General features: G+C 63.5%; 19 protein-coding genes and 1 tRNA gene. 5 read left to right on the forward strand and 15 right to left on the reverse strand.

Annotated elements, in window-relative coordinates; genetic code table 11:
- Positions 1-83: 83 nt before the first annotated feature.
- Complete coding sequence (locus MEMAR_RS13025; RefSeq protein WP_011844954.1) at positions 84-1,121, reverse strand: hypothetical protein; 1,038 nt, start codon at positions 1,119-1,121, stop codon at positions 84-86.
- Positions 1,122-1,716: 595 nt separating this feature from the next.
- On the opposite strand from MEMAR_RS13025, the gene MEMAR_RS10480 reads away from it, so the two are divergent.
- Positions 1,717-2,097, forward strand: coding sequence for a hypothetical protein (locus MEMAR_RS10480; protein ID WP_011844955.1), 381 nt, complete (start codon positions 1,717-1,719; stop codon positions 2,095-2,097).
- A 164-nt stretch (positions 2,098-2,261) separates the two neighbouring features.
- Here the strand turns inward: MEMAR_RS10480 and MEMAR_RS10485 are convergent.
- The 8 genes from MEMAR_RS10485 to MEMAR_RS10520 form a co-directional block, all read right to left on the reverse strand.
- Positions 2,262-2,344, reverse strand: a tRNA-Leu gene (locus MEMAR_RS10485).
- Positions 2,345-2,453: 109 nt separating this feature from the next.
- Positions 2,454-6,311 (reverse strand): DNA-directed DNA polymerase II large subunit, encoded by a 3,858-nt coding sequence (locus MEMAR_RS10490; protein ID WP_011844956.1) that lies wholly within the window; start codon positions 6,309-6,311, stop codon positions 2,454-2,456.
- Between the two features lie 88 nt (positions 6,312-6,399).
- A complete protein-coding gene (locus MEMAR_RS10495) occupies positions 6,400-6,993 on the reverse strand; it encodes a CheB methylesterase domain-containing protein (RefSeq protein WP_011844957.1) in 594 nt (197 codons plus the stop codon).
- Between the two features lie 12 nt (positions 6,994-7,005).
- Positions 7,006-7,392, reverse strand: a complete 387-nt coding sequence (locus tag MEMAR_RS10500) for a response regulator (RefSeq protein ID WP_011844958.1) — start codon at positions 7,390-7,392, stop codon at positions 7,006-7,008.
- 76 nt (positions 7,393-7,468) lie between these two features.
- Complete coding sequence (locus tag MEMAR_RS12530) at positions 7,469-9,334, reverse strand: sensor histidine kinase (protein ID WP_011844959.1); 1,866 nt, start codon at positions 9,332-9,334, stop codon at positions 7,469-7,471.
- Positions 9,335-9,363: 29 nt separating this feature from the next.
- Complete coding sequence (locus tag MEMAR_RS10510; RefSeq protein ID WP_011844960.1) at positions 9,364-9,891, reverse strand: HEAT repeat domain-containing protein; 528 nt, start codon at positions 9,889-9,891, stop codon at positions 9,364-9,366.
- A 26-nt stretch (positions 9,892-9,917) separates the two neighbouring features.
- Positions 9,918-11,117, reverse strand: a complete 1,200-nt coding sequence (locus MEMAR_RS10515; protein WP_011844961.1) for a HEAT repeat domain-containing protein — start codon at positions 11,115-11,117, stop codon at positions 9,918-9,920.
- 57 nt (positions 11,118-11,174) lie between these two features.
- Positions 11,175-11,729 carry a type 1 glutamine amidotransferase domain-containing protein gene (locus MEMAR_RS10520; RefSeq protein ID WP_011844962.1) on the reverse strand — a complete coding sequence of 185 codons (555 nt, stop codon included), beginning with the start codon at positions 11,727-11,729 and terminating at the stop codon, positions 11,175-11,177.
- A 176-nt stretch (positions 11,730-11,905) separates the two neighbouring features.
- Here MEMAR_RS10520 and MEMAR_RS10525 point away from each other — a divergent pair, with 176 nt between their 5' ends.
- Together MEMAR_RS10525 and MEMAR_RS10530 are read left to right on the forward strand one after the other, a co-directional pair.
- Positions 11,906-14,617: a cation-translocating P-type ATPase gene (locus MEMAR_RS10525; protein WP_011844963.1), complete on the forward strand. Its 2,712-nt coding sequence runs from the start codon at positions 11,906-11,908 to the stop codon at positions 14,615-14,617.
- A 214-nt stretch (positions 14,618-14,831) separates the two neighbouring features.
- Positions 14,832-16,112 carry an ArsB/NhaD family transporter gene (locus MEMAR_RS10530; RefSeq protein ID WP_011844964.1) on the forward strand — a complete coding sequence of 427 codons (1,281 nt, stop codon included), beginning with the start codon at positions 14,832-14,834 and terminating at the stop codon, positions 16,110-16,112.
- Positions 16,113-16,119: 7 nt separating this feature from the next.
- On the opposite strand, the gene MEMAR_RS10535 is transcribed toward MEMAR_RS10530, so the two are convergent.
- The 3 genes from MEMAR_RS10535 to MEMAR_RS10545 all read right to left on the reverse strand — a co-directional run bounded on the left by MEMAR_RS10535 (position 16,120) and on the right by MEMAR_RS10545 (position 18,205).
- Positions 16,120-16,374 (reverse strand): HEAT repeat domain-containing protein, encoded by a 255-nt coding sequence (locus MEMAR_RS10535; RefSeq protein ID WP_011844965.1) that lies wholly within the window; start codon positions 16,372-16,374, stop codon positions 16,120-16,122.
- A 62-nt stretch (positions 16,375-16,436) separates the two neighbouring features.
- Positions 16,437-16,709, reverse strand: coding sequence for a HEAT repeat domain-containing protein (locus MEMAR_RS10540; RefSeq protein WP_011844966.1), 273 nt, complete (start codon positions 16,707-16,709; stop codon positions 16,437-16,439).
- Positions 16,710-16,876: 167 nt separating this feature from the next.
- Entirely contained in the window at positions 16,877-18,205 is a 1,329-nt protein-coding gene (locus MEMAR_RS10545; protein ID WP_011844967.1) for a glutamine synthetase family protein, read from the reverse strand.
- A gap of 108 nt (positions 18,206-18,313) precedes the next feature.
- On the opposite strand from MEMAR_RS10545, the gene MEMAR_RS10550 reads away from it, so the two are divergent.
- Positions 18,314-19,354 (forward strand): class II glutamine amidotransferase, encoded by a 1,041-nt coding sequence (locus tag MEMAR_RS10550; protein ID WP_048063842.1) that lies wholly within the window; start codon positions 18,314-18,316, stop codon positions 19,352-19,354.
- The gene (locus tag MEMAR_RS10555) at positions 19,351-20,859 is read left to right on the forward strand and encodes a glutamate synthase-related protein (RefSeq protein WP_011844969.1); all 1,509 of its coding nucleotides are present in this window, start codon (positions 19,351-19,353) and stop codon (positions 20,857-20,859) included. Before MEMAR_RS10550 ends, MEMAR_RS10555 begins: the two co-directional genes overlap by 4 nt.
- 263 nt (positions 20,860-21,122) lie before the next feature.
- Here the strand turns inward: MEMAR_RS10555 and MEMAR_RS10560 are convergent, their stop codons facing one another.
- Genes MEMAR_RS10560 through MEMAR_RS10570 form a run of 3 tightly spaced genes read right to left on the reverse strand, consistent with a single transcriptional unit; the run spans position 21,123 to position 24,072 of the window.
- Positions 21,123-22,283, reverse strand: a complete 1,161-nt coding sequence (locus MEMAR_RS10560) for an aconitase X (RefSeq protein WP_011844970.1) — start codon at positions 22,281-22,283, stop codon at positions 21,123-21,125.
- A complete protein-coding gene (locus tag MEMAR_RS10565; protein WP_011844971.1) occupies positions 22,284-23,525 on the reverse strand; it encodes a UbiD family decarboxylase in 1,242 nt (413 codons plus the stop codon). It abuts the gene before it with no gap.
- Positions 23,518-24,072, reverse strand: a complete 555-nt coding sequence (locus tag MEMAR_RS10570; RefSeq protein ID WP_011844972.1) for a UbiX family flavin prenyltransferase — start codon at positions 24,070-24,072, stop codon at positions 23,518-23,520. Before MEMAR_RS10570 ends, MEMAR_RS10565 begins: the two co-directional genes overlap by 8 nt.
- Positions 24,073-24,085 lie beyond the last annotated feature (13 nt).

Here is a 24,085-nt window from a genome sequence, read left to right on the forward strand (position 1 = left end):
ACAACACTGCCTTCCGAAGATTCTCTCAAGAAGATCTAGATACTAGTGCCATCACGCCCTCAAATATTCGATCTCGTTTGATGTTATGGTAACTCATACCTCACCAAATTGTCGGTACTTGAAAGCCAAGAAACTCTTATCCAATCTCTTGATCGAGCAACTGAAGAAATACGTAAATCTCTGTATTCATTGAAGCACCTACTAAAGGGATAGAACTCTATCGTCCAACCTTTGTAGTTTAGGGGTGGTTCTCTGGGTGTACCAATTATTTTGTGAAATGTATTATATACAAGAGCTCTTGGTTTTTTCTCAAAATAAATGACATTTGACCAGCAGATTGTGATTTCATCAAGGCCTCCAACTTCCACTTCATCAAGGTGCTTTACCACGTCTTGAATTTCATCTGTATCTAGAAGACCAAGTATGGTGCAGTCCTCAAAGGAAGTAAAGCGATCCTTACCATATTCAGATATGTCCAGTATGAGATGCCACAAGTGTTCGCCATCTTTTAGAAACTTTTCAGAACTTGAGAATTGTTCGAGGGAACTATTGATCCGCTTTTGTGCTTTTGCAATGATGTGCCGAATAAGTTCTTCTCGTCCTTTTATTTCCCGCGACGGATGAATTCGCTTACATTCAATTAATGTTGGCGAGATTCCATTACCTTTAACTTGGAAGTCACATGCTGGCATCCCTTTCGGGGCTACACATCTCAAGTCCTTGCTGATATGATACTGCGGAGATTCACTTCGGATCCAACCTTGAAACAGCGTAGCACACATGTTTTGGCGTACTTGATGATCTGATCCTCTGTATGCTCCCTTTAAATCTCTCTTTCGACCAATAAGTGTCGTATCGCCGAGTTTCAATGGTTGTATGCTACCTTTAGTCGCGGACACAAGCCCTATACAATCGAGTAGTAAACTGAAAAACTGGAAAAGTTCATTGTTGCGAACCTTGCCTAATGTTAGATTGCTCGTTTTTTCAATATTTTTCAAGAATTTTATTGCTTGAATAACAAAGTTATTATCGCTATCAGAAAGTGATTTTTCGGAAATTAATGTTTCATAGACCTCTATGATTTCACTCATTAATTGTGGGAATGGGTCCTGCTGATTCATGGAATATTGCTCCTTTAATCATCATTTTCAGGGGATGTTCTTATCTTTTCAAACTTCTAAAACAATATAGGGACATTCACTGCAGAAGAATGTCGTATAAATTCTATATAGCAGATTAGGGTATAGCTCACTTGGCATCAGGGTTTCAGTCGTTCATTCACTTATTATCTCGAAATAATTAACATTGTTATACTCGGGATTAACGTCTCAGTATCTCTATAAGTTACCTGAGATCCGTCCCCTTGCCAGATTATTCCTTCTACACCGTCAAAAACCTTCTGCCGCCGCCCTCGTTATGTTGCATTTCCAATGTAACTTCTCCAGATTACAGAACTGGAGAAACATCTATCTGGATAGAACCGATCATGCAGAGGGTATCGTGAATGTGCATCTGTGGAAACAGAGGGGTAAACAGGAAGATCGTATGGCTACTAAGATCGCTTGGATGCCAATTTTGCTCTTTGTGTTTGGTTTGCTCATTAACAAGGGACTGTAATTTGTAGATCCTTCCTTTTAGTTAAGTTCTATGCTTGAGATTAGAGTTTCAACAAAGTCGTTACGTAAAATTTTTTCATTAAGGATCATATGTTGATACATGGAAATATCTGAAAATGAAAGGTTAATCCTCATAAAGAAGAAAGAAGAGATTGCTGAATTAACAAGTGAGATTTTGAACATATATCGTAAACCCGAGCATGCAGACGAGGTTAAAGCCAAAATAAGTAAGATTCTGTCAAATATATCTACAATATCGTGGTATTCAAGTTCAAAAAACGGGGGAATCGACACTCTCGTCATGAGAGCCTGTCAAATAAACGATGTGATGGAGAAGGAGGGGTGGAGTTGGGATTTTGTGATAAAAGATGTGGATGAATTTTGTGTTTTAGCAAATGCGATTCAAATTGAGTTTACTAACAGTGGCTTGAATATTCATATCCCAAAGGTTGAAATTCCGGTATTTCAAGTAAAATTATGATAAGGAAATCCCTTTTTTGCGTATTTTGATAGCCAACCTTTGTACTACTGAAGAGTCCCGAAACGGTCAGAAACGTGGTTTAAAATACTTATCAATGTGAACTTGTTAATTAATGAATGATATTAAATTGCACTTTTCACGAAAACTGGTGTTCAGGAGCAAAATGCGAGTGGCAGGATTCGAACCTGCGAACTCCTTCGAGAATCGATCTTGAGTCGATCACCTTTGGCCGCTCGGTAACACTCGCGCCTGTACCTCTTGAACCTCAAAAGTAATGAGTTTGATGGCGGGCGGCCCCGCCGGGACGGACACCCCGACATCCGCCGGCCGCCGGAGCCCCGGCCGCGAACCCGCTCTCACATAAAATCCGCGAGCCCCAGTTGCTTCTCCGGGGGCTCGCCGAAGGTCGACTCGATCTGCATGAAGAGCACCTCCACCCGCTGCTTCGTGTAGTCCGATATCGCGTAGGTTGCGCAGATGTTGCGCGACATCTCCAGGTACTTCTTCACCGAGCCCTCGTGGACCGTCGGGATGACGTGCCCCCCGCAGCGGGTGCACTTCCCCGCGAGCGGCATCCGGCGGTACTTCGCGTTGCACTTCATGCACCGGACTTTCTGCTTGGAAAACGCGTTGAGGTTCCCCTGGAGGTCGCGGATGAAGTGGGTGTTCAAGACCCGCTCGGCGACGTCGTCCTCGTCCACCGCCCGGATCCTCTTCGCGAGGTCGAGCTCCGCCTCGAGTTTGTCGAGCATCGACCCGAGCCTCGTGTAGGTGGACTCGAGCGGCCCCGCCGAGATGTTCGATGTCTGGTGGGTGAAGAGGAACCCCTCGCACTGCGCCGGGGTCCCGAGCCGCCGCTCCACCCGGTCGACGAACGCATCGAGGTCTTTGGGGTGGGCGTAGGCGAGACAGCCGTTGTAGACCTCGATCGGATAGTGGTCGCAGACGTCGACGTTGTGGCTCTCCTTGTCGACCTCTGAGGGGTCGATCCGGGTCGTCAAAACCAGCGGTGCGTCCATCGTCCCGCCCCGGGTCTCGGGGAGGTAGGCGCGGGAGAAGTTGATCAGGCCGTCGAGGAGGAGCATCACGCAGTCCTCGTCGCCGTCGCACTGCCCGCAGAAGATACCGTTCGCGACCAGCGTGTGGTTCTCGGCGACCGTCAGGCAGTAGACCCGGTCGTCGAGCGCCTGCACCGTCTCGCGGGAGACGACCTCGTCCGCCACGACGAGCCCGCCCTCCTCCACCGGGACGCGGTCGCCGACCGCGACCTCGAGCGCCTTGATCTTCCGGAGGTAATCCGTGTCCCAGACCAGCATCGCGTGATCGGGCGTCACCGTAAGGACCCTCCCCCGCCTTGTCGCGAACCGGACGAGGTGCGCCGGGGCGCGGTGGACGGAGACCGAGGTCACCCTCTTCAGGCTGGTCTTCCCCTGCGAATCGATGCTCCGGACGTAGAACGGCTGGCGGGGATCGGAGTAGAACGTCCCCACGTGGTCAAGCCCCGGCTTCGATATATCGAAGTTCTCCGTCACGAACTGCCGGATCGGCAGCGACATCCACCGCCGCCCGTCGGAGACGGTGATCTCCGTATCGCCTGCGAAACAGTTCCGCCGTTTCGCCGCGTGGAAGAACGGGTGGCCGTAGCCGACCGGGGCCTTCGAGAACCCGATCAACCGGACGAGCACCCCGGCGCTCGTGTGCGGGGCAAGCCCCATCAGGAGGTGGCCCACGAGGTCGAGGGGTTTCTCCGCCTTATAGAACGGTTCGAGCCCGTACAGCCGCACCAGGAGATCGTCGACGAACTTCGCCACCCGGACGAGCCACTCGCCGCAGCCCTCCGAGACCAGGATGTCCTGGTGACGGAGTTCCAGCACCTGGTCGTCCGAGACGAGTTCCCGGCCGTAAGTATCGTGGGTGTAGCCGAGCTCGCGGAGCCGCTCGATCGGAACACCGACCTCGTCCGGCCGGAAATGAGTCAGGGGAAGGTCGATCATATCGTAGCGGACGGTGCCGTCCTTGAAGACATAAAGGTTCTGCAACGCCCGGAGGATCCCCTTCTCGATCGGCTCCACCGGCCGTTCGCGCGAGATCAGGCCCTTCACGCCCTTTAAGAGCGCGACCGAGGACTCGCGCACCCCGAGGCTCTCCATCGCCGCCAGGTACTCCGCTTTCACGTTGATCGTGACCTTCTGGAGGCAGACCGTCTCCGCATTGCACCGGGGGCAGACGTCCTGCCCGACGTCCTTGCCGCACCTCGGGCACCGGAAGACCGGGTTCGTGTGCGCCCCGCACTCGCAGAGGTTCTTGTAGGTGAAGGCGCCGCAGGCAGGGCACTGCCGCTCCCCGACCTCCGCCTCGATCACCCCGCCGTCGGTGTTCGACCGGGGTTTCGAGGAGCAGGCCGCCTGGAACGACCGGCGGGCACCGCCCTCGTCGCCGATCGGGAAGAGCGAGTGGGGCGGCGGGCGCATCTCCCGCGGCTTCGACTTCCCCGGCCGCCCCATCCGGCCGCCGATCCGGGTTCCCGCCCGCGAACGCACCGTAAAGCCCGAGAGGTGCATCACCAGATCGAGCGAGTTCTCCATCGGCGCGTCCTGCCACGCCGGCCGCTTCGTAAGCTGCAGCGTCAGGCCGAGGCAGGCGAGGAACGCCAGATGCTCGCGGATCGCCAGCCGGTCCCCCGAGAGGTGGTGGGGTATGAGGAGTTCCTCGAGGATCGCCTTCGTCTCGGGGGTGTTTCGGATCATCAGCACCCCGTCCTCGACCGTCCCGCCGGTGCCGACCGCTTCCGCGAGGCGGGCGATATCGGCCGGGGCGACGTCGTCCCACATGTAGGTGTAGTCGGGATGGAGCGGAACCCCGTCGAGCGCAAACTCGATCGCTTCGAGTTCGTTCTCCGGGTGGCGGGGGCCGCCCTCGAGCATCCACCACTCCTCGCAGTAGGCCGGGGGCATCAGCGGGTGGTTGTTCTCCATGAACTCCCCAAAACTGACCAGCATCTCACCGACGTCCAGGATCTCGTCCACCTGCCCGGCAAGCCGCCGGGCCTCCGCCGCGTCGTCCACCCGGCGCACCTCCCCGCTCCGGAGTTTGACCGTCGGTCCCTGGATCGAGTCCACCGGCACGACCCCCGCCGCCTTCCCCGGCCGCTCGACCTTCATCTGCGTCCCGACCGCGAGGAAGTCGCCGAGGATGTGCAGCGTCGCCGGGTTGAAACCTGCGGCCGCAAACCCGGTGTTCCGCGCCCGGCCGAGGCGCAGCCGGAACCCACCCTTCCGCATCGGGTAGGAAAAGACCGGCCGGCCGCCGATCAGGTCGCGGATGTACTTGTCTTTCGGCTTGATCGCGGCACTCGCATCGTCGTCATCGCTCTTCGGGCCGCCGCCGATCATCTCCTCGATCCAGTCCCAGCCCTCCATCTTCATCTTGCGGACGTTTTTTAAGACTTTCGGGGCCTTCAGCGCCAGCCCTTCCGCGACGACGAGCGCCATCCCGCCCCGGACGGTGTTCGTCTCCACCCGCTCCAGGTTCCGGTAGCCGCTCACCTCCTGCTGCTCCGTCGGCTCGCCGTCGATGCAGACCGGGCAGTTCTCGATGATCATCCGGAGTTCCTTCTCGCTCGGGAGATACTGCAGGCTCATGATGTTGTTGTACTGCCGGATCTCCTCGATGTAGCGCTCCACCTCCTCGGGCCGGGGAATGTAGCGGTTGATCCCGAGCGCCTGGCGCACGTAGTCGCCCACCAGCACCGAGAGCGCCTGCGCCGTCCCGCCGGCGCTCCGGATGGGGCCCGCGTAGTAGATCTTTAAGTAGTCCGTCCCGTCGTCGTTCTTCCCGAGACTGACCTTCCCGATCCCCTCCGTCGGGGCGGCCACCACGCCCTCCGTCAGGAGCGCCATCGCCGCGCGGATGGCGTGGTCGAGGATCTCCTCCGGCGTGGTCTCGCCGAACTTTCGTGCCGCAAAATCGTCTCCGATGCGGAGCGCCGCCTCTTCGCGGGACATCTCCGCCTCGAGTTCCCGTATCCGGGCCGCGATCCCCTTGTAGCCGAGGAGCGCCTCCACGCGGTCGGCGAGGTCGCTTGCCACCGGGATCTCGATCTCCGTTCTCGGATCGAGTCCCCGGGCGCGTGCGGCGGCGGCGAGCCGTATCGCGGCATCGAGCTCTCCCTCGAGTTCCTCGAAGTACCGGGCGATAGCAGGCGAGACCTCCATGCATGAAGTATGGGCCCTTCACGCATTTAGAGCAGTCGTTCGGGTTCGCCGGCCCCGGTTCAGGCAGGCTGCAACAAAGGCCCGAGCGTCAGATGATTCCGGCGAAGCGGATGATATTCTCGCGGATCGCATCCGGCGGGAGCATCTGGTCCACCCGCCCGGTCGCGAACGCGGCGCGGGGCATGTAGTGGATGGCGCAGGTCCGGAGGGCCTGTGCGAAGGTGGTCCCCCCGATGGACTTGATGTGGGAGATCCCTTCGGCGCCGTCGCTCCCCATCCCCGAGAGGATCACCCCGGCGAACCGGTCGGTGCCGCGCCGCGTAAGCGACATCATGGCGACGTCGATCGAGGGGCGGACGTACTGCACCTTCGCGTCGTCAAAGAGGCTGATCGTTCGGTTTTCGACGAGTTTCAGGTGGAGATCGCTTGGAGCCACGTAGATCGTGCCGTGCTCGATCTCTTCGCCGTCCTCCGGAACCCGGACATCCATGAAAGAGATCTCTTCGATATGCCTGCAAAGCGCGCTGTTCATAGAGTGCGGCATGTGCTGGACGAGGATGACGGCGGCATCGACGAGCGGGAACTGGGAAAAGACGACCTCGAGCGTTCGCGCCCCACCAGTCGACGAACCGATGACGACAATCGTCCGCCCATCGCGGGGAAGAGATAAGGGATATTCCATGCAATCTCCACCTTACGGAAGGTAATTGAGGTACCCCTTCACGAGGGCCACGATCTCGTCCGGCTCGAACGGTTTCGTGATGTAGTCGATGACGTGCTCCTTGAGACACTCCAGTTCCATGTCCGGGACGTCTTTTGCCGTGAGCATCGCGATGACGTTCCTCTCCATGAGATCGCGATCGATCATCTCCTGGATCGTCTCCCACCCGTCCTTTCGGGGCATCATGATGTCCATCAGGATGACCCCCCGAAACCCGTCTGCGAGTTGTGCGATACATTCATCGCCGCTCTCCGCGGCAACGACCTCGATCCCCTCCGGTGCAAGGAGTTCCTCCATCACCTCGAGGATGAACACGTCGTCGTCGACGACCATAATCCGCCGGTTCGATTCCTCCGCCATCTGCTGCCTCCCCGGGACCCGCCGGGTTGTTAATTAACTTCTCTCGCCCGGAACAATATATAACCCTGCGGATTCTTTACAGCGTTTCTACTGCCTCAAGGGTGAATATGATGGTCGAACCCCTCCCCTCGCCGGCACTCTCGGCCCATATCCGTCCTCCGTGCCGTTCCACGATCCGCCGGCAGATCGTGAGGCCGAGCCCCGGCGACTCGAGGTCGTGGCGGGAGGCGTCGGCCTTGTAGAACTCGGCAAAAGCCTTTTCGAGCTGCTCGCGGGACATGCCGATCCCGGTATCCCTGACCGAGACGACCACGGCCTCCTGCTCGCGGGCGGCGTCGATGGTGATCGTCCCTTTCCCGTCCTCGATGTACTTGACGGCGTTGGCGATCAGGTTGTTGAAGATCTCCCCGAGGAGAACCCGGTCGGCCCTGACGGCGATCCCGGCCGGGATGTTGTTGTTGAGGGTGATGGTCTTCGTCTTGAAGAGGACGGCGTAGTTCCGGAGCGTGTTGTCGAGTTCCGTCTTGAGGTCGAGGGGTTCGAGATCGAGCTCGACGTAGAGGGAGTTCATCCGGGCGAGCTGCAGGGTTTTCTGGACCAGGTCCTTCATGTAAGTGACGTTGTGGCCGGCGATCTCGAGGAGGCGCCGGAGATCCGGGTCCTGCTCCCGCGCGACGATCCTCGGCATGAGGGCGACCAGCGGCGTTAAGGGCGTCTTCAAGTCGTGGCCGAGCTGCGATATGAACTCGTCCTTCTGGGCGAGGAGTTTCTCCACGTCGGCGGTCCGCTCCCGGACCATCGCGTCGAGTTCCTGGTTGACGACGGAGAGCTGGCTCCGTAGCATCTCCAGTTCCCGGTTCTTCGTCTGGAGGTTCCCGGCAAACCCCTTGAGCGCCTCTTCCGCCTGCACCCGCTGGGTGATATCGATCCCGAGCTGCAGCATCAGGGGCGCCCCGTCCGTATCGGTGAACGGGTAGGCGTGAACCTCGTAGGTTTTCCCGTTCATATGATCCCATTCCCAGTGCTGCGGGCTCCGGAGGGTGAAGACCATCGCCCCCTTGCAGGGGTTGCAGGGTCTGCGGGAGCCGCGTTGCACCTCGTAGCAGAGCCCGCCCTCCGGGTCGCCGAAGGTCTCCCGGAACGCCCTGTTGGCAAACCGGATGGTGTGATCCTCCCCCTGCAGGGTGACGTAAGCGGGAAGGGTGTCCAGGATAGAGAAGAGACGGCGGCGTTCGGCGTTCAGGGCCGCTTCCGCCTCCTTGTACCGGGTGATCTCCGAGACCCGGCAGGTGACGACGACATCGTCGAGGCAGCGCCCCCGGAGAACGAGCCAGCGCGTTCTGCCGTCCCGGCCGAGGAACTGCGTCTCGACGACCACGTTGCCTGCGCCCGGCTGCGCCTGCGCAAAGAACCGCTCGCGGTCGTCGGCATACGGCCAGATCTTCGATAGCGGGAGGTTTTCCAGGTCTCCCCTTGCATACCCGAGGAGTTCCGCAAAGTCGCGGTTCGCGTCCGCTATCGATTCGTCATCCCGCCTGAGAAGAAACGCGCCGCCGGGAGCCCGTTCCATGGCCTCCCGGTAGTGGATCTGCTCCCGGGCCGAGTAGCCGACGGTCGAGGCGAGCGACGCAAGAGCGACCATGGCGACGAAGGGGAGGAATATACTCGGGTTGGGCGGGTAGGCGCGCCCTGCCGTGATGCCGAGATAGACGAGCCCGAGCACGGTGGCGGCAACGATCCCCTTCTCGCGGTAGAGGTAGCCGACCGCCGCGGCCGGGACGAAGAGAAGGGCCCAGAGAATGAGGTTGGTGCCGGGCGGCTCCACGAGAAGGGCGGCTAAGATCGCCGTGCCCGAAGCGCCGGCTACCAGAATTTTCCCGGGTTCGCGGAGGTCGCCTTCCTGCAGGTGCCGGAGGGGGCCCTCCGTCGTACGAGATGCCATCAGACCTTAGAGATCTGAAGGCGTCTCGATCATTTATTGTTCGCGGATTGGTCTTTCGCCTCCAGCGCCTCGGTGAGCGGGCCGGCGCCCGTCTCTCCCATCTTCCAGAGGAGGAGTGCAGCGCGTTCCTGCGTCTTCGCATCAGGGCTCTGCATCAGGCGGACGAGCGGTTCGACCGCCGGATCCCCGATCCGGCAGAGGGCCATCGCGGCGAACGGCTGGAGATCGGCGTCGGCGTTCTCGACGACGGCAACGAGGGGTTCGACGGCGGCGGCGCCGATCCCCGCGAGAGCCGCCGTGGCGTATCGCCGGAAGTCGCGGTCGTCCGCGGCGCGCATCGCCGCGAGGAGGGGATCGATCGCCGGCTCCCCGATCCGCACCAGCGCACGGGCGGCGTACCACCGGACGTCGTTGTTTCCGGCCTGCATCACGCCGATGAGCGGTTTTACGGCCGCTTCTCCGCTCTCACCGAGATCGGCGGTCGCCGCCCGGCGCGCCGCGAGAGGGCCGTCCCGGAGATCGGCGATCAGTTCCTCGATCCGGGTGCTGTCAGTCATAGCGTTCAGGTGCACACTTGCTGTTGTTATGTCTTCCTGATGCCGCCGAGCGCCTCCCGGGCAGCCTCGCGCACCTCTTCCCGCTCGTCTTCGAGCGCCCGGATCAGGATACCGGCCGATCCGCGATCCCCGATCTCCCCGAGAGCCCGCGCGGCTCCCGCGCGGACGCGCCGGTCGTCGCCGTGCCGGAGCGCCATCGCGAGCGCGGGGACGGCGGGCTTCCCGACAAGGCCGAGAGCGGCGACCGCCCCCCGCCGGAGGAGTTCGCTCTCCGTCCCGAGCGCCTCGATGAGGGGCCGGACGGCGGGCTCGCCGATATCGCCGAGCGCACCGGAGGCCCGCAGCCGCACCTCCCCGTCCGGGTCGCGGAGCGCTTCGATGAGGGCCGCGATACCGCTCTCCCCTCCGATGCTCCCGAGCGCGATCGCCGCCCCCCACCTGACGTGCTCGTTCCCGTCAGAGAGGGCGGCGATGACCTCCTCACGGGCCGGCTCGCCGATAGCCCCAATCGCCAGGGCCGCCCTGCTCCGGACGTAGGTGTCCTCGTCATCGAGTGCGGCCATCAGCGCCGGGACTGCCGAGGGATCGCCGATATCGCCGAGAGCGACCGCGGCCATCCAGCGGACGTCGACGTTCTCGCTCCTGAGGCTCTCCGTGAGCGGCCCGACGGCCGGGGACCCCAGTCTTCCGAGCGCCTCCGTCGCCTTCCACCGGACGCCGACCTCCGGGTCCGCGAGGAGGGCGGCGAGCGGTTCGACCGCAGCGGGATCGCCCGCGTCGCCCAGGCACCCGGCCGCCCGGTAACGGGTATCGGGGTCGCGGCTCGAGAGCCGGCCGATCAGCCGTCTCGTGTCCCGGTCGCACGCGATTTCGCCGGAAGGCTCGCCGATGCGAAAGTGGAGACCGCCGGCACGCCTGCCCGCGGCCTCGAAGAGGTAGCCGAGGAGGTATGCGGCGACGACGAAGGCCCCCGCACTCACGAGGATTCCGGCGTTCGGGATGCCGTAGAGGAAGGAATAGACGGTGACGTGGACCACGGCGAGCAGAATCCCGACGACGATCGCATGCCGCCGATACCAGAACGCGGCGAGGATGAGCACCAGGTGAAAGAGGTGGGTGTACGCGACCGTGCCGAAGGCGAGGTCCAGGAGAACGGCGAGGGCCGTGATGAGGACGATGACTGCGGGCCTGCTCCATGCCTCTCCCGACAGACCTGCAGGACTCATCCTGAAGAGGAGGTGCGGGCCGCACCCATAAAGAGTTTATGCGGTGCGGCTCCCGCCTCACTGCTGCCCTGCAGCCGCAGCCCGGGTCTCCTGGCCCGGGGTCTCCTTGAGTTTCGCGAGCGACGCCTCGATGAACGCGGGGATGTCGTCCGGCTGCCTGCTCGAGACGATGTTGCCGTCGACGACCACCTCCTGGTCGACGTACTCCGCACCGGCGTTCCTGATATCCTGTGCGACGGACTTCCAGCCGGCAACCTTCCGGCCGCGGAGCACCTGCGCGGTGATCATGAGCTGGGGCGCGTGGCATATGGAGAGAACCGGTTTGCCGCTCTCGACGAAGCGGCGCACGAACTCGACGGGCGCATCGTGAGCCCGGAGTTTGTCGGGCGAGTAGCCGCCCGGTATGAAGAGCCCGTCGAAGTCGTCCGGCGAGACATCCGACGCGGCCCGGTCGATCGTGACCGGTGTCCGGTCGGCCTTCCCGTGCACGGTCTCCCCCGCGGAGAGGCCGACGTGGATGAGATCGTGGCCGGCCTCCCGGAACGACGCAGCGGGCTTTGTGTACTCGACATCCTCGAACATATCCGTGATCAGGACTGCTATTCTGCTCATTCTCGTTCCTCCCCGGACCGGTCGCCCGACCCGGCACCGGATCGGTTCGGCCGAAGGATATAATCCTGCCGGAGGTCCGGCAGATCCGGGGACGAACCGGCCGCTGCTGCGCCGGTTTCGCGGCAGGACGAGCGATCTCTATACCTTTTTATAGCCGGGCGCAGAACCGGGAACATATGCCCGTGCCGACTGGAGAGTCTGCAGGTGGAAGACCTCTGCCTGACTGGCACGCCCTCTCCGCGGAGGAGGTGCGCCGGGAGGTCGGCACGGATCCCGCGGGTCTCTCCACGGGCGAGGCGGAGGAGCGGCTGCAGCGCTACGGGAAAAACGTCCTCCGTGAGGAGGCGCGGGAGACCCGGCTCCAGGTATTTTTGCGGCAGTTCAAGAGCATCCTCATCGTCATCCTGATCATCGCGGCCGCGGTCTCGTTCCTGGTCGGCGAAGCCCTTGACGCCGCCGCCATCCTCATCATCGTCGTCTTAAACGCCATCCTCGGGTACTCGCAGGAGTGGCAGGCCGGCGAGGCGATCGAGGCCTTGAAAAAGATGCTCGTCCAGCACGCCGTGGTCGTCCGCGACGGGGAGCGGCGGGAGATCGATGCGGCGGGGATCGTGCCGGGAGACGTCGTGCTCCTCGAGATGGGGGAACGGGTGCCCGCCGACATCTACATCGCCGATGCGACGTCGCTCGAGGTGGACGAGGCGCCGCTGACGGGCGAGTCGTCGCCCGTGGACAAGGCGCCGGGCCCGCTCCCTGCCGGGACGGCTCTTGCCGAGCGGAGCAACATGGCGTTTGCCGGCACGACGGTGACGAACGGGCGCGGCCGGGGGGTTGCGGTCGCCACCGGGATGCAGACGGAGTTCGGGCGGATCGCCGGCCTCTCCCAGAGGGTCGCGGACGAGACGACGCCCCTCGCGCGGCAGATGGATCGGCTCGGCCGCGATCTCGGGCTGATCGCCCTCGGGATCGCCGTTCTCGTGGTCGCCGTCGGCCTCCTGCAGCAGCGGGGCCTCCTCGAGATGTTCCTCGTCGGCGTCTCCCTTGCGGTGGCGGTGATCCCGGAGGGGCTCCCGGCGGTCGTGACGCTGACGCTCGCCATCGGGATCAAGACCATGATGCGGAGGAACTGCCTCATCCGCCACCTCCCGGCATCGGAGACGCTCGGCGCGGTCTCGGTGATCTGCACCGACAAGACCGGAACGCTCACCCGGAACGAGATGACGGTCGTCCGGGTGCGGACGCCCGATACGGAGGTCGCGGTCACCGGGGCGGGGTATCTCCCGATGGGGGAGTTCCTCCTTGAGGAAAAACCCATCGACCCGCTCGCCGACCCGGGGCTCCGGCAGTTCCTCCGCACCGTCCTCCTCTGCAACCACGCGACCCTTGCTCTCGAGGAAGGGGGGTGGCGGATCCTCGGCACGCCGACCGAGGGGGCGCTCGTGGTCGCGGCGGAGAAGGCCGGGCTCTCGCGCGACGACGTCCCGGAGGCCGTGAAGGAGTTCTCGTTCAACTCCACCCGGAAACGGATGACGATCATCTACCCCGAAGAGGGAGGGGACGTCGCCCACGTGAAGGGGGCGCCGGAGGTTCTGCTCGCCCGCTCGTCCCGGCTCCTCCGGGGAGGTTCGGCCGTCCCGCTCACGGACGAAGACCGGGACGCGATTCTTCGCGAGATCGAGGAGTATGCGTCGCAGGGGCTCCGGGTGCTCGGGGCGGCCTGCCGCCCGCTCCCTGCGGGCATCGAGTGGACGGCCGATACCGTGGAGACCGATCTCGTCTTCCTCGGGTTTGCCGGGATCGTCGACCCCCCGCGGCCCGAGGCGGCGGAGGCGATCCGGCTCTGCCGGAGCGCCGGGATCGACGTCATCATGATCACGGGGGACAACCCGCTGACCGCCTACGCCGTCGCCCGGGATCTCGGGCTCTCGAGCGAGGGGGCAATGACCGGGGCCGATCTCGAAGCGCTCGGCGACGACGAACTCGAGGGGCGTCTCAAAACGACGAAGGTGCTCTCCCGGGTCACCGCGGAGCACAAACTCCGGGTGATCGATATCCTCTCCCGCGACCGGGAGGTCATCGCCATGACCGGCGACGGCGTCAACGACGCTCCGGCGCTCAAAAAGGCGAGCATCGGGATTGCCATGGGCATCAAGGGGACGGATGCGGCCAAGGAGTCGAGCGACATGGTACTCGTGGACGACAACTTCGCGAGCATCGTCGCCGGCGTCGAGGAGGGGAGGCGGGAGTACGACAACATCGCCCGGTTCACCCGCTACCTCCTCTCCTCCAACGTCGGGGAACTCGTCGCGATCGTCGGCGCGCTCCTCCTCGGCCTGCCGCTGATCCTCATCCCCGTCCAGATCCTCTGGATCAACCTGGTCACCGACGGTCTCACCGCGCTCGCCCTCGGCCTCGAACCCGCCGAGCGGGACGTCATGCAGAGACGGCCGCGCGACCCGCAGGAGTCCATCCTCACGCGGAGCGCCTACCTTGTCATCCTCGTCCTCGGGGCCTGGCTCGGTCTTCTGACCATCTACGTCTTCATGGGCCACTACGCGGTCGACCTCGACCGGGCGCGGACGATGGCGTTTACCGGGCTCATCATCTTCGAGCTCTACAACGTGCTGAACTTCCGGTCGTTCCGGTATCCCCTTCACCGGATCGGGTTCTTCTCGAACCCCGCCCTGCTCCTCGCCATCCTCGGGAGCCTCGCCCTCCAGGCGCTGGTGGTCTACGTCCCGATCTTCAACGTCTTCCTCGGGACCGCCCCCCTGACCCTCGCCGACTGGGGTCTGCTCGCCCTGCTCGGCCTGCCGGTGCTGCTCGCCGGGGAGGCGTACAAGATCTTCCGCCTGCGGGTCCGGGGCAGGTCCCCCGCGTCGGGCTGAACCGGGCGAACGCCCTCACCCTTCCCTGGTTTTACGCGCCGGATCTTCCCGCATCCATCCTCCCGGCAACGGTGCTGACCGGCATGGTTATGGGAGGAACGCGCATACCTGAATCCTGCAGTTCATTCTTTTCGGAGAGTTCCATGGCATATCGTCAATCTCTCGCGGCATACCTCGCAGTCCGCGGCCCCAACCCTCACCGGGGTGGGAACGCGTGATCGGCCCGGAACTGATCGCCATCGCGGTCTTCCTCTTCACCTACGCGCTCATCATCGACGAGCGGATCCACCGTGCGGTGGCGGCGATGTTCGGCGCTTCCGTCATCGTCTTCCTCCACATCGTCCCGTGGGAGAAGATCCCGGAGTACATCGACCTCGGCACCATCTTCCTCCTGATGGGGATGATGATCATCGTCAACACCGCCCGCGGCAGCGGCCTCTTCGAGTTCATCGCCATCAAGACGGCGAAACTCGCGAACGGGAGCCCCATGCGGGTGCTGCTCCTCTTCTCGCTCGTGACGGCCGTGACGAGCGCGTTCCTCGACAACGTCACCACCGTCCTCCTCCTCACCCCGATGCTCCTCTACATCGCAAGCGTGATGCGGATAACCCCCCTGCCCTTCCTCATCGCCGAGATATTCTCCTCCAACATCGGCGGGGCGGCGACGCTCATCGGCGATCCCCCGAACATCATGATCGGGTCGGCCGCCGGCCTGACGTTCAACGAGTTCATCGTCAACCTCGGCCCGATCATGGTCGTCGACCTCGCCGTCGTCATGGGGATGCTCGTCCTCATCTACCGAAAAGACCTCCACGTCTCGCCCGACGAGCAGGCGGGGATCGAGAAGACGTTTGCGGACTTAAACGAGCGGGAGGCGATCCGCGACATGCCGCTCTTCAAAAAATCGGTCGCCGTCATCGCGCTCGTCATCGGGATGTTCTTCGTCCACGACCTCCTCGGGCTGGAACCCGCTCTCGTCGCCCTGATCGGCGCATCGATCCTCCTCTTCTGGAGCAGGCAGAATCCGGAGGAGATCTTTGAGAAGATCGAGTGGCCGGCGCTCTTCTTCTTCGGCGGGCTCTTCGTCGTCGTCGGCGCCCTCGTCGAGACGGGGACAATCGCGGCCGTCGCCGGGTTCGTCGTGAACAACGTTCACTCGGAGGGCGAGGCCATGATGATCATCGCCTGGTTCGCGGCGATCGCCTCGGCCATCGTGGACAACATCCCGCTCACCGCCACCCTGATCCCCCTGATCCAGGATCTGGGCGTCTCGATGGACACCTACCCGCTCTGGTGGGCGCTCTCGCTCGGCGCGTGTCTCGGCGGGAACGGCACGGCTATCGGGGCGTCGGCGAACGTCGTCGTCATCGGGATCGCGGCACGGAACAACCTCTCCATCTCGTTTCTGGAGTTCCTGAAGGTGGGAATGCTCGTGCTCTTCGTCACGGTCGGGATCGGGACGGCGCTCCTCTACCTCAACTTCGTCGTCCTGTAGGCCGGTGCTACCGGGCGGCCTCGATCTCCCGGAGCCGGCCGACCACCCACTTATACGCGGTCGCGGCCGCCTCCCTGACCGAGGCGCTCGGGTCCTCGCTCTTCACCCTCTCAAGCGGCTCCTTCGCCCTCGGGTCGGCGAGAGTCCCGAGCGAGAGGGCTGCCTGCGACCGGACGAACTCGTCCGGGTCGGCGAGCGCCCGGATCAACCCGTCGACGTCCCGGGCATCCCGCATGGTATCGACCTCATCGATTGTCGGCATAGCAGTCTCCTGGTCGTTTCGCGTAGACGTCCCGGGAATATATATGCCTTACCGGGTGCAGGCTACGATTCGCGGGACCTCCCCTCCGCCGACTTCCTGTCCGCGAGCCTCCCCACCACCCGGGCGTGCGCGAACGACGCGGCCCGCCGGACGCCCGCATCGGAGTCCGAGAACTTCAATCGCTCGAGCGGCTCGAGCGCCCGTTCGTCGCCGACGGAGCCGAGGGCATCGACGGCGGTCAGCCGCACGATCTCTTCGGGCTCGAAAAGTGCTGTAACCAGGCCGTCGATGTCCCGGCGCCTTCGCATGGTGTCGATATCAATTCTTCGTGTCATGTGGCTTCCCCGTTCGGCCGATAAGTGCATCTATGCGTTTTTGGGGATATGAACGTTCCTGCAACGGCCGGGTTTGCGTGAGCGATAGCGGCGGGATGAGGATACAGCGTTACACGGGTTTTCGGCGAACGGAGGTCGGGGGCTCCCGCCGCAGAAGAAAAAAGAGGTCAGTAGGTCGCCAGGTACCGGTCGATCTCCCAGGGGTGGACCGTCGTCCGGTAGGCGTCCCACTCGGCTTCGGCAACGTTCGTGAGCGCCTCGACGACGTGGGGGCCGAGCGCCTTGCAGATGAGGTCGTCGGCGAGCAGGGCGGAGTGAGCCTCGTGGAGGTCTCCGGGAAGCGTCTCGATCCCGTTGTGGCCCCGCTCGGTGGACGTCATGTGGAAGATATTCTTGTGAACATCTTCCGGGGGCTCGATTTCGCTCCGGACGCCGTCCATCCCGGCCGCGAGCATCGCCGTGAAGGCGAGGTAGGGGTTGCAGGTCGGGTCGGGGCTGCGGAACTCGACCCGGGTGCTGTTGCCGCGGGGCGCCGGGACCCGCACCAGCGCCGACCGGTTGCTCGCGCTCCAGCTGATGTAGCAGGGCGCCTCGTAGCCCGGGACGAGCCGTTTATAGGAGTTGATCGTCGGGTTCGCGACCCGGGTGATGGCCGGCGCGTGTTTGAGCAGCCCGCCGATGAAGTGCATGCAGGTCTCTGAGAGCTGGAGGGGGGCATCCGGGTCGTAGAAGGCGTTCTTCCCGTCTTTCGCGAGCGAACAGTTGGTGTGCATCCCGCTCCCGTTGATGCCGTGGATCGGCTTCGCCATGAAGGACGCGTGCAGGCCGCGCATCAGCGCCATCGTCTTGACCGCGAACTTGAACGTGATGACGTTGTCGGCCGTATGCAGCGCGTCGCTGTACTTGAAGTCGATCTCGTGCTGGCTCTCGGCGACTTCGTGGTGCGACGCCTCGATATCGAATCCCATATCGGTGAGCGCAAGAATCGCCTCGCGCCGGAGGTCTTCCGCGAGATCGGTCGGCGCGAGGTCGAAGTAGCCCCCGACGTCCTGGAACTGCGTGGTCGGCCGGCCGTCGAGCATCTTGAAGAGGAAGAACTCAAGCTCCGGGCCGGTGTTGAAGACGTAGCCGTCCTTCGCCGCGTCCTCCATCGCCCGCCGGAGCACGGAGCGCGGGTCGCCCTCGAACGGCGTGCCGTCCGGTTTGCAGACGTCGCAGATGAACCGGGCGACGCTCTTCTCCCGGGGCCGCCAGGGCAGGAGGGTGTAGGTCGAGAGGTCGGGTTTGAGCACCATATCGGACTCCTCGATCCGGACGAACCCCTCGATCGACGACCCGTCGAACCCGATGCCGTCGGTAAGTGCCTTCCCGACCTGCTTCGCCGGAATGGAGACGTTCTTGGGCATGCCCAGGAGATCGGTGAACTGCAGCCGGAGGAACCGGACATTGTCCTGTTCGATGCGCTCGAGCATCGTTGAGATGTTGTCGGCACTCATATGGAAGGAAACTTCCTTCCAATATTATATATAGTTGACGGATATACACCTATCAGAGCGTTCCCCGACCACCCGGAGGTGGAGGGGGGCGGGTCGACCGTGATGGTTATGTGCGGCATAATTGGCGTAATGGACAGATCTCGCCGGACGATGGACGGTTCCGGCATCCGACAGGCCCTCTCCATGATGAACGAGCGCGGCAGCGGCGAGGGTGCGGGGTACGCAGCCTACGGCATCTACCCCGACTACCGGGACTGCTACGCCCTCCACGTCTTCTTCGACAACCCTCGCGAGAACAAGCCGCTCCTCGACTCGACGCTCGCGCAGTGGGGAACGGTCGAGCACGACGAGGCGATCCCCACCTGCGACCGGCCGGGCCTCCGGGCGGTTCACACCCCCTGGCGCTACTTCTTCAAGCCCGACGCATCCCCTGCGGCACCGGAGGACGAGATCGTCAGCGCCCTCGTGATGCAGGTCAACGCCGCCCGCCGCGGCGCGCTCATCTTCTCCTCCGGCAAGGACCTCGGGGTCTTCAAGGCCGGCGGGTGGCCCGAGGACGTCGCGGACTTCTACCGGATCGAGGACTACGAGGGTTACACCTGGCTCGCGCACAACCGCTACCCGACGAACACCCCCGGGTGGTGGGGCGGGGCGCACCCGTTCAACCTCCTCGGCTGGAGCGTCGTGCACAACGGCGAGATCACCTCCTACGGGACGAACCGGCGCTACATCGAGAGTTTCGGCTACACCTGCACGATGTATACCGACACCGAGGTCGTCGCCTACTTAGTCGACCTCCTGGTGCGGCGGCACGGCCTTGACGTCGATATCGCGGTTCGGGCGCTCGCCCCGCCCTTCTGGGAGGAGATCGACCGGATGCCCGCGGCCGAGCGGGAGTGGAACGGAGCCCTCCGGCTCGCCTACGCATCCGCGATGATGAACGGGCCGTTCGCCATCGTGGCCGCGAACCCCGATATGATGGTCGGGTTCACCGACCGGACCAAACTCCGGCCGATGGTCGTCGGCGAATGCGACGACCGGCTCTACATCTCGAGCGAAGAGGCTGCAATCCGGGCGATGGAGCCGCGGGTCGAGTCGATCCGGATGCCGGCCGCGGGCGAGCCGGTGATCGGGAGGGTTGTCTCATGATCGGGAGCCTCCCTCCCCGCTACCGGATCAGTATCGACCCCGTCCGGTGCATGGAGTGCGGGCGGTGCATCGAGAACTGCTCTTACGGCGTCTTCTCCCGGGACGGCGACCGGATCCAGGTCAACTCCCGGAACTGCACCGCCTGCCACCGCTGCGTCGCCTGCTGCCCCCGGGACGCGATCGGCATCGAGGAACACCCCTGCGACTACCGGAGCCACCCGCTCTGGACGAGGGAGGCCCGGGAGGCGATCTACAACCAGGCCCGGACGGGCAAGATCATCCTCGCGGGGATGGGCAACGCCCTCGACTATCCGGTCATCTTCGACCGCCTGGTGCTGGACGCCTGCCAGGTCACGAACCCGAGCCTCGACCCGCTCCGCGAGCCGATCGAACTGACGACCCACCTCGGGAAGAGGCCGGCGCGGCTCGATCTCCGGCGGCGGGAGGGCGGCGACGTCGAACTCAGGACCCGCCTCACCCCGAACCTCCGGATCGAGACGCCGGTGATGATCGGGCACATGAGTTACGGGGCGATCAGCCTCAACGCCCAGCTGGCCATGGCCCGGGCGGCAAAAGAGACCGGGACCTATATGGGCACCGGGGAAGGCGGGCTGCACGCCGCCCTCCACCCCTACCAGGACCGGATGATCGTTCAGGTCGCGTCCGGGCGGTTCGGGGTGAACATCGACTACCTGGAGCGCGGCGCCGCTATCGAGATCAAGATCGGCCAGGGGGCGAAGCCGGGCATCGGCGGCCACCTCCCGGGGGAGAAGGTCTGCGCGGATATCTCCAGGACGAGGATGATCCCGGAAGGCAGCGACGCGATCAGCCCCGCGCCGCACCACGACATCTACAGCATCGAGGATCTCGCCCAGCTCGTCCGCGGCCTCAAGGAGGCGACGGAATGGAAGAAACCGGTCTTTGTGAAGATCGCCGCCGTTCACAACGTCGCCGCCGTCGCCGCGGGCATCGCCCGCTCGCCGGCCGATGCGGTCGTCGTCGACGGGTTCCGCGGCGGAACCGGCGCGGCGCCGACGGTCTTTCGCGACCACGTAGGGATCCCGATCGAGGCGGCGGTCGCGAGCGTGGACAAAAAACTCCGCGAACAGGGGATCAGAAACGAGATATCCGTCATCGCGAGCGGCGGTATCCGGGGAAGCGCCGACGTCGCGAAGGCGATCGCCCTCGGGGCGGACGCGGTCTACATCGGCACCGCGGCGCTCGCGGCGATGGGCTGCCGGGTCTGCGGGAACTGCTACCGCGGCCTCTGCCCCTGGGGGATCGCCACCCAGCGGCCCGATCTCGTGGCGCGCTTGAACCCCGACGAGGCGTCGGAACAGGTGGCGAACCTGATCCGGGCGTGGACGCTCGAACTCGCCGAACTCCTGGGTGCGGCCGGGATCAACAGCATCGAGAGCCTGCGGGGCAACCGCGACCGGCTCCGGGGCTACATGCTCGACGAGAGCCTGATGGAGGTCCTCGACGTCAGAGCGGTGGGGGCGTGAATTGGCCTGTTCGGACAACGGTAGATTCCGGGTGAAGCCGCGAAGGAAGTCGCCTGCACACGTATGCCGAACTTCGCGTCCTTCGCGGCTTCGCGCGAGCTAACAGGTTATAAGCGATGATACGGCCTCACGCGAAGAGCGCGAAGCCGCGAAAGGGAGTTACAAGTAACTATACCGAACTTTGCGCCTTCGCGTGCGATATCGGTTGTTGATAGTGATTCACGGCTTCGGGTGAGGGAATTGGTGAGGATAACGGCACGCCCTCACGACGTCGCGACTTCGACGCACTCTTTCCTCGTCCCGATCCGGGCGAGCGCCCCGCACATCCCGGGGACGTAGGCGAGGGCTTTGCCCGAGTCGACCATGATCGAAGCGAACTCGTCCATCCGGGGCGAGACAACCATGCAGGTGTCCGGGATCACCCGGGCGCCGCTCCGCTCGATGACGCTCACGAGGTCGGGGTTGTGCTTCGCGACCCCCCTCGCGGCGAAGATGTAGAAGGGTTTCGTCGTCGTCTTCCCCCGCAGGAGTTCCGCGAGTTCCCGGAGCTCGTCGGCGGAGCAGTGCGGGCACCCGACCGCGACCGCCTCGACCTCGGTCTCGGTAAAGAGGGCTTCGACCTCGTCCGCCGTCACCGTCACCCGGTCGAGGTTGTCGGTGTCGAACGTGAAGACCCGGCTCTCCGGGGTGATCTTGTCGACGTGGAAGAGGGCGACCGCGCCGGTCGCCGCCATCGCGGCGCCGAGTGCTTTGAGCTGGTCGCGGTTCGGCCGGATCCCCTGGAAGATCGGGATTTTGTTCCCCACTTTCTTCCCGGCGACGTGGCCGATGCCGCCCCAGTGGCCGGCGTGCGGGCCCGTGCCGCACTCGACCTCGACGACGATCTGCGGCCGCCGGTTCTCGACGACGTGGAGGCCGTAATAGGGGGTCTTCCCGACGATCGCCGCCGCAAGAGCGCTCGGCCCGCCTTCCCGGTTCGTCCGGGCGCCGAGAACCGAGTTCGCGTAGGCGACCGCCGAGGACTCCGACCAGGCCAGGTGCTCCCCGTACTCCGTGATCCGCAGGTAATAGGGCGTGCAGGTGCACTCCACCCGGATCCCGAGCTTCCGGTAGGCCTCGACGACCTCTTCCTGACGACGGGCGAACTCCTCGTCGATCCCGAACTCCTGCCACCCCTCCCGCGGCATCCCGATAGGGTTCAAGACCGCCGGGACCGCCGCCCGGGCGTTGAGGCTCTGCAGCCAGGCAAGCCCCCATTTTCCAATGGTCTTGTAGGACGCACCGCTCACCTGGGCGCTCGTGATCGGGACGAGTTTCTCCGCCCCGTAAACCTCCCCGAGCGCGACCAGGATCTCCATCATCTTCTGCCGGGTCTCGCCGAACTCGCCGGCAAGCACCCTCTCGTCATCGTTGTCAAGATACATCTACACCCACTCCGCTCTTCTGAATTCGTCTTCTCTGCCCATGACCATCGTGGCGTCGACCCCGACCTTCACGTTCGTCCCGTCACCCAGCCGCGTCGGATCGAGCGACGAACCCCGGACGCCGGTGACGACCATGATATCGGTGTCGCCCCGCACCCTCGTCGCGATCGCGTATTCGACGTCGTGGGGATCGTGGATGTCGATATCCTCGTCCACCACCACGACATGTTTGAGGGATGTATGGGCGGCGAACGCCGCCATGATGGCGTTCTTCGCGTCTCCCTGCGTATTTTTGCGGATCTGCACCACCCCGTGAAGGTAGCCGGCGCCGCCCTTCGTGAGGAGGACGTCTCTGACCGTCGTCACCTCGCCCACGGCGCGGTAGATCTTCGGCTCGTAGGGCGCTCCCATCAGGAGTTTGTGCTCGTCGCCGGCCGGGAGGATGCCGTGGTAGATGGGGTCCTCCCTGCAGTACATCTTCGTGAACTCGATCACGTGCTGCTGGCGCACGGGGTCGTAGGTGCCGGTGATGTCGACGAACGGGCCTTCCGTCGCCTTTTCGGCACTGATGTAGCCTTCGAGGACGATCTCGGCGTCGGGAACCCGGACACCGTTCTCGCACTCCCGGACAGGGAGTTCCCCGCCCACCAGTTCCGCCGCGTAGGCGAGTTCCTTACCCTCCGGGACGCGGGTGCAGGCGGCGAACGTCACCAGCGGATGGGTGCCGACGGTGACCGCGACCGGGAGTTTCTCCCCGCGGGCGAGCGCCTCTTTGAGGAGGGTATGGGTATGCCGGCCTTCCACCAGGCGGGCGACGACTCTTCCGTCGTCGAGGACCATCATCCGGTGGATGGAGGCGTTCTCGACGCCGTCGTAGCGCGAGAAGACGATCCCGGAGGTGAAGTAGCGCCCGGCGTCGCCGGGGAAGTGTTTCATGACCGGGAGGCGGGAGAGATCGGCAGGAATGCCGCCCTCAAGCCGTCCGGCATCCACGACGCGGCCGTTGTAGGTCATGCCCGCGAGGTGTCCGACGAGGTCCCGCTCCTCCACGCCGAGCGCCGCCGCAAGCGATCGGCGGTCGGAGAGGAGGTTCATCACTCCCCGGCGGCCGTCGAGGTCGTGGAAGAAGAGGATCTTATCCGTCCGGCTCGCCATGCGGGGAGCCTCGTAGACGGTCGAGCAGGGGCTCTCGATCTCCTCGACCCTGCCCTGCTGGCGCATCAGTTCGATAAAGTTACGCATCGTATCCGCTCCATCGGGTTCCGAGGTCGTGTTCGACCCCCATGTGGTCGAGCACCCGGGCCACCACCATATCGACGAGGTCGTCGATGGTCTGCGGGCGCTGGTAGAAGGGAGGGCTTGCGACCATCACGGTCGCGCCGGCATCGTCGGCGGCAAGCATGTTTTTGAGGTGAATCCGGGAGAGCGGCATCTCCCGCAGCAGGAGGAGGAGCGGGCGCTTCTCCTTGAGGCAGACATCCGCCGCCCGGGCGATCAGGTTGTCGGCGAACCCGTTGCTGACGGCGGCAAGCGTCTTCATGCTGCAGGGCACGATCGCCATCCCGTCGTAGCAAAACGATCCGCTCGCGATATCGGCCGCGAGGTTGCTGTTCTCGGCGTATATTGCGTCGAACCCCTCAAGATCGACATTCTCGATCCCGGCTATCTGCCGGGCGGTATCGGAGATGACGATATGCACCGTTGCCCGTTCGCAGAGCACTTCGAGGAGGCGGCGGGCGTAGACGACCCCGCTTGCCCCGGTGACCCCGACGACGAATTCTTTCTTCATGCGCACTCCATAT

The sequence above is a fragment of the Methanoculleus marisnigri JR1 genome, from assembly GCF_000015825.1.
Lineage (GTDB): Archaea > Halobacteriota > Methanomicrobia > Methanomicrobiales > Methanoculleaceae > Methanoculleus > Methanoculleus marisnigri.

Bases quoted from the DNA above. Each gene is read 5' to 3' on its own strand.
- MEMAR_RS13025 (WP_011844954.1), bottom strand. From the start codon at position 1,121: ATGAATCAGCAGGACCCATTCCCACAATTAATGAGTGAAATCATAGAG.
- MEMAR_RS10480 (WP_011844955.1), top strand. From the start codon at position 1,717: ATGGAAATATCTGAAAATGAAAGGTTAATCCTCATAAAGAAGAAAGAA.
- MEMAR_RS10490 (WP_011844956.1), bottom strand. From the start codon at position 6,311: ATGGAGGTCTCGCCTGCTATCGCCCGGTACTTCGAGGAACTCGAGGGA.
- MEMAR_RS10495 (WP_011844957.1), bottom strand. From the start codon at position 6,993: ATGGAATATCCCTTATCTCTTCCCCGCGATGGGCGGACGATTGTCGTC.
- MEMAR_RS10500 (WP_011844958.1), bottom strand. From the start codon at position 7,392: ATGGCGGAGGAATCGAACCGGCGGATTATGGTCGTCGACGACGACGTG.
- MEMAR_RS12530 (WP_011844959.1), bottom strand. From the start codon at position 9,334: ATGGCATCTCGTACGACGGAGGGCCCCCTCCGGCACCTGCAGGAAGGC.
- MEMAR_RS10510 (WP_011844960.1), bottom strand. From the start codon at position 9,891: ATGACTGACAGCACCCGGATCGAGGAACTGATCGCCGATCTCCGGGAC.
- MEMAR_RS10515 (WP_011844961.1), bottom strand. From the start codon at position 11,117: ATGAGTCCTGCAGGTCTGTCGGGAGAGGCATGGAGCAGGCCCGCAGTC.
- MEMAR_RS10520 (WP_011844962.1), bottom strand. From the start codon at position 11,729: ATGAGCAGAATAGCAGTCCTGATCACGGATATGTTCGAGGATGTCGAG.
- MEMAR_RS10525 (WP_011844963.1), top strand. From the start codon at position 11,906: ATGCCCGTGCCGACTGGAGAGTCTGCAGGTGGAAGACCTCTGCCTGAC.
- MEMAR_RS10535 (WP_011844965.1), bottom strand. From the start codon at position 16,374: ATGCCGACAATCGATGAGGTCGATACCATGCGGGATGCCCGGGACGTC.
- MEMAR_RS10540 (WP_011844966.1), bottom strand. From the start codon at position 16,709: ATGACACGAAGAATTGATATCGACACCATGCGAAGGCGCCGGGACATC.
- MEMAR_RS10545 (WP_011844967.1), bottom strand. From the start codon at position 18,205: ATGAGTGCCGACAACATCTCAACGATGCTCGAGCGCATCGAACAGGAC.
- MEMAR_RS10550 (WP_048063842.1), top strand. From the start codon at position 18,314: ATGTGCGGCATAATTGGCGTAATGGACAGATCTCGCCGGACGATGGAC.
- MEMAR_RS10555 (WP_011844969.1), top strand. From the start codon at position 19,351: ATGATCGGGAGCCTCCCTCCCCGCTACCGGATCAGTATCGACCCCGTC.
- MEMAR_RS10560 (WP_011844970.1), bottom strand. From the start codon at position 22,283: ATGTATCTTGACAACGATGACGAGAGGGTGCTTGCCGGCGAGTTCGGC.
- MEMAR_RS10565 (WP_011844971.1), bottom strand. From the start codon at position 23,525: ATGCGTAACTTTATCGAACTGATGCGCCAGCAGGGCAGGGTCGAGGAG.
- MEMAR_RS10570 (WP_011844972.1), bottom strand. From the start codon at position 24,072: ATGAAGAAAGAATTCGTCGTCGGGGTCACCGGGGCAAGCGGGGTCGTC.